Source organism: Pseudoxanthomonas sp. LjRoot204_2, assembly GCF_056175765.1.
Map to the genome: position 1 here is coordinate 1 of NZ_JBGFFG010000376.1, position 3,309 is coordinate 3,309.

Annotated in this window: 7 protein-coding genes; 1 reads left to right on the top strand and 6 read right to left on the bottom strand. The window is 69.2% G+C overall.

Going from position 1 to position 3,309, the window contains the following annotated elements; translation table 11 throughout:
- Positions 1 to 32: 32 nt before the first annotated feature.
- From AC04L7_RS15040 to AC04L7_RS15055, 4 genes are all read right to left on the bottom strand, one after another.
- Positions 33 to 1,172: a sensor histidine kinase gene (locus AC04L7_RS15040; RefSeq protein WP_299341413.1), complete on the bottom strand. Its 1,140-nt coding sequence runs from the start codon at positions 1,170 to 1,172 to the stop codon at positions 33 to 35.
- Positions 1,173 to 1,261: 89 nt separating this feature from the next.
- Positions 1,262 to 1,546: a hypothetical protein gene (locus AC04L7_RS15045; RefSeq protein ID WP_435997537.1), complete on the bottom strand. Its 285-nt coding sequence runs from the start codon at positions 1,544 to 1,546 to the stop codon at positions 1,262 to 1,264.
- A gap of 31 nt (positions 1,547 to 1,577) precedes the next feature.
- Positions 1,578 to 1,772: a hypothetical protein gene (locus tag AC04L7_RS15050; RefSeq protein WP_296280813.1), complete on the bottom strand. Its 195-nt coding sequence runs from the start codon at positions 1,770 to 1,772 to the stop codon at positions 1,578 to 1,580.
- 9 nt (positions 1,773 to 1,781) lie between these two features.
- Positions 1,782 to 1,967, bottom strand: coding sequence for a hypothetical protein (locus AC04L7_RS15055; protein ID WP_299341407.1), 186 nt, complete (start codon positions 1,965 to 1,967; stop codon positions 1,782 to 1,784).
- Between the two features lie 174 nt (positions 1,968 to 2,141).
- On the opposite strand from AC04L7_RS15055, the gene AC04L7_RS15060 reads away from it, so the two are divergent.
- On the top strand, positions 2,142 to 2,369 hold the full coding sequence (locus AC04L7_RS15060) for a hypothetical protein (protein WP_299341405.1): 228 nt from the start codon (positions 2,142 to 2,144) through the stop codon (positions 2,367 to 2,369).
- 53 nt (positions 2,370 to 2,422) lie between these two features.
- Here the strand turns inward: AC04L7_RS15060 and AC04L7_RS15065 are convergent, their stop codons facing one another.
- Entirely contained in the window at positions 2,423 to 2,788 is a 366-nt protein-coding gene (locus tag AC04L7_RS15065) for a response regulator (RefSeq protein WP_296280806.1), read from the bottom strand.
- Positions 2,785 to 3,309, bottom strand: a 525-nt coding sequence (locus tag AC04L7_RS15070) for a sensor histidine kinase (protein ID WP_475513312.1), incomplete at its 5' end; no start/stop codon positions are given. The genes AC04L7_RS15065 and AC04L7_RS15070, both read right to left, overlap by 4 nt.

Sequence of the window (3,309 nt, forward strand, 5' to 3'; positions counted from 1 at the left end):
TTCTCATGTTGGTTCGACTGCTGCGCCCGGACTCACGCGGCGACGGGGGCGTCTTCCTTTTCGCGCGGCAGGCGGATGACGAAGATCGTGCGTCCGTCTTCCACGCGGGCGGTGACGTCGCCGCCGTGCGCGGAGGCGATCTCGCGCACGATGAACAGACCCAGGCCCAGGCTGGTGTGTTCACCGTGGTGGGCCTGGCGGGAGCCGCGGCGCAACGGATCGAACAACGCATTCAGGGCGTCGGTGGACAGTGCATCGCCCGCGTTGCTGACGGCGATGCAGGCACTGTCCTCGTCGCCGTCGATGGTGACGCGGATGTCGCCGCCCGCCTCGCCGTACTTTGCCGCGTTGGTGACCAGGTTGTGCACGGCCTCGCGCAGGCGGGCATCGTCGAAGTGGCCGGACGCATCGTCGCATTCGACATGCAGGGTGAGGGTGACGCCGTGCAGCGTCGTACGCAGCAGATCGACTTCGTCGCTGACGGCCGCCGCCAGGTCGCAGGGCGCACGATGCAGCGTCATGCCGGCGCCCAGCGTGCTCTTGCTGTAGTCGAGCAGGCCGTCGACCAGGCGGCTCAGTTGCACGCCCCCGTTGAGGATGCGTTCGGCCTGGCGTGCGTGCGGCGTGCCGCGGGTGCTGTCCAGCAGGAATTCCGCCGTGCCCACTACCGCAGTGAGCGGACCCCGCAGATCGTGGCCCAGTGCACCGAGGAAGACGTTGCGCCACGACTCCACCGTGCGCGAGAACTCCACCAGCGACTCGGCCACGGCCTGGTCGATGGCCTCGTTGAAGCGGACCATGTCGTCGATGGAGGTGGCCAGCAGGGCTTCATCGGCCGCCCACCGCCGCAGCACCGAGGCGCGCAAAGCGCGGTACTCGGCGATCATCTGGTTGACGCCGAACCCATCGTCCGCACGGCTGCGTCCGTGGCGGGTCGCGGCGGATTCGGGACCGGCCGGCGACGGCGCCCGCCCCTGCGACTTGGCGTGCTGCTGCTCCGAACTCTGTTCCGTCCGCAGGTCGGCCACGATCTCGCGCAGGATCAACGGAATGTCGTTGCGCAGCCGCTTGTGGTTCAGCTTCGCACCTTCAGGGGCCTGCGTGACGGCGAACTCGACGGCATCGTCGAGGATCTGCTGCGTGTTTCCCTCTATGAAATCGGCAAGTCGCATGAACACTCCGTGGGATTCCTTGTTCGTTGTGGGCTGACGGTCGTCTACGTGATTCCCCTGTCCTGGTGCGGTGTTGCGGTGGTGCGCGGTCAGTCGGCGATGCTGCGCGGCTCGCGCGGATCGTCGATGTGGACCGGATCATCCGGGGGTTGATCCGGGCCGACCGGGGTGTCGTCGGGATCGCCGGGGTCGCGCGGCATCGGCGGCCTGCCCGGATCCTCCGGCCGATACGGATCGCTCGGCGTGCCCGGCGGACTGGGCCTGCCGGGCTCGGACGGCGTGCCCGGCGGCGTGGGCTGCCCGGGCGGAGTCGGCTTGCCCGGTTCGGTGGGCGTCGGTGTGCCGTGCGCGGCGATGTCGATGCCAGGTGTCATGGCGATGCTCCTGCGCGCCGACACGGCGCGCTCACTTGTCTGAGGTGGATGCCTGCAATGCTGCCGCGATGGCCGCGTCGCCGGAGACCAGATCGGCCCAGCGCACTTCCACGCCGTTGCGGCGCCCTTTTTCCACCAGCTTCAGGCCGGCGGGGTCGATGGTCAGCGTGTAGGCCTGCTCGCCCAGGGTCAGCTCGCGGCGAAGCGGTTTGTCGAGTGGGGTCATGGTGTGTCCTCAGATCTGCGGGGGATGTCGGCGGGGTTGCCCGTCCTTCGCGCCGGGTTCGGCGGCGGGATCGTTGCGTTCGTCGTTGGTGCGCTTGCCCGGTGATTCACCGGGCACGACGTCGCCATCGGGGCGACGCTGTTCCTCGAGCGGATTGGGCGACACGCGTGTGGTGTCCCGGGTCTTGCGATCCATGGCGGGTTCCTCGCTTGCGAAGGGCCAGCCTGCGGGGAACTACGTTGACGGATCGTGAGCGTGGCGCGTGCGTTTTCAGCCTGCGGTCACGATGCATGAACAAAGCGACTGCGCGCTGAACACGCATGCACGCCGAGCACAGAATGTTGACGCGACACGCCCCACATTCATTCCATGCTCTGCCAAGAACGCATCGACGCGCGTCTGAACGACGCCGAATTCCTGGTCCGCTCCGGCGCCGACATCGGCGACCCGCATGCCTTCCTGCGTGGCTTGTGGACGCAGGTCTACGATGCAGCGCCCATGCACCTGCGCTCGGCGGTCCTGCGCCGGCTGCATGCGCTGTCGCGCCTGCTGGGCGTGCCGTACGTGCACGGCGACAACGATCCCACCCCCGCCTGACCGCGCACGCGCACATCGCGTGCGCTGCGCGTGCCGACACGTGCGGATGGTGACTAGGCGGAGCGCAGGCGCGTCAACGCGGCTTCGATGTCATGACGACGGAACGGCTTGGCCAGTACGTGCGCGTCGGCGAAGCGCTCGGGCAGCCCCTGCTGGCCGTAGCCGGTGGTGAACAGGAACGGCACCCCGCGCTCGCGCAGCGCATCGGCGATCGGGAACGACTGCGTCCCCGCCAGGTTCACGTCCACCACCGCCAGGTCGATCTGCGCATCCGCCAGGTCGGCCAGCGCCTGCTCCACCGAGCCGGCGCTGCCCACCACCTCGTAGCCCAGCGTGGGCAGCAGGTCTTCCAGCAGCATCACCAGCATCGATTCGTCTTCCACGATGAAGACACGCGGTGCCGGTTCGGTCGTCGTCATGCGGCCACTCCTAGGTCGGGCATGGGGGCGGTGATCCGGCACTTCACGCCGGCCTTGTCGAAATCGAGGGCGACGTCGCCGCCCAGGTCGTGGCGCAGTCCGCGCTCGATCAGGCGCGAGCCGAAGCCGCGGTGGTCGGGAACGACGACCGGCGGGCCGTCGTGTTCCTCCCACGACAGCACCAGGCTGTGGCGCCCCTGCACCGCTTCGGCGCGCCAGTGGATGCGCACGCGTCCGGGCTTGCGCGACAGCGCGCCGTACTTCATCGCGTTGGTGCACAGCTCGTGCAGCGCCATCGACAGCGCCAGGGCGCGCTGCGGGTCCAGCTGCATGTCGGGGCCCTCGATGTCGAAGCGGTCGGCATCGTCGACCAGGCACGGGGCGATGGCGGTGCGCACGATGTCGTGCAGCGGGGCGTGGTCCCATTCCTGGCGGGTCAGCACGTCGTGCGCCTGCGCCAGCGCGTGCAGGCGCGCTTCGAAGCGGTCGCAGGCCGCGCCGATGTCGTCGGCCCCGCGCAG

Bases quoted from the DNA above. Each gene is read 5' to 3' on its own strand.
- AC04L7_RS15040 (WP_299341413.1), bottom strand. From the start codon at position 1,172: ATGCGACTTGCCGATTTCATAGAGGGAAACACGCAGCAGATCCTCGAC.
- AC04L7_RS15045 (WP_435997537.1), bottom strand. From the start codon at position 1,546: ATGACACCTGGCATCGACATCGCCGCGCACGGCACACCGACGCCCACC.
- AC04L7_RS15050 (WP_296280813.1), bottom strand. From the start codon at position 1,772: ATGACCCCACTCGACAAACCGCTTCGCCGCGAGCTGACCCTGGGCGAG.
- AC04L7_RS15055 (WP_299341407.1), bottom strand. From the start codon at position 1,967: ATGGATCGCAAGACCCGGGACACCACACGCGTGTCGCCCAATCCGCTC.
- AC04L7_RS15060 (WP_299341405.1), top strand. From the start codon at position 2,142: ATGCTCTGCCAAGAACGCATCGACGCGCGTCTGAACGACGCCGAATTC.
- AC04L7_RS15065 (WP_296280806.1), bottom strand. From the start codon at position 2,788: ATGACGACGACCGAACCGGCACCGCGTGTCTTCATCGTGGAAGACGAA.